Source organism: Thalassobacterium sedimentorum (assembly GCF_031127905.1).
GTDB lineage: Bacteria > Verrucomicrobiota > Verrucomicrobiia > Opitutales > Coraliomargaritaceae > Thalassobacterium > Thalassobacterium sedimentorum.
Genome location: NZ_JARXIC010000136.1, coordinates 1 through 404 on the forward strand (window position 1 = coordinate 1; position 404 = coordinate 404).

1 protein-coding gene is annotated in these 404 nt (G+C 50.0%); it reads right to left on the reverse strand.

What is annotated here, in order from left to right:
• The coding region (locus tag QEH59_RS19170; protein WP_308986916.1) for a pre-peptidase C-terminal domain-containing protein at positions 1-404 on the reverse strand (404 nt) is incomplete at both ends.

A 404-nucleotide genomic window follows, 5' to 3' on the forward strand; every position in this document is an offset into this window, starting at 1 on the left:
TCGCCAATGTTAATTGCGAATGTTTGGGGGGCTGCAACTGCGGTAATGGCGATCGAATAGGTTCCGGTTTGATCACTGCTGGAATCGCCCACTTGTAGTGTATAGCTCCCTGTTTCGGGGAGCTCAATGCTGCCAAGGTCGCTTTGATACAGCTCATGACTGTCGAGCTCATTACCTGAGGGATCGATCAATGTATAATCAATATTCGTGGTTCCTGAGAAAGCGATCTTGTCGATGAAAATGCTGTCGCCGGCTGTGCCGGCAAAGGTGTAAATGTCATAGGAAGCTGGGAACTCAATGTTTCCGGCTCCTGGGCTGGGTGTGCCATCTTGAATGGTATCGCCAATGTTAATTGCGAATGTTTGGGGGGCTGCAACTGCGGTAATGGCGATCGAATAGGTTCC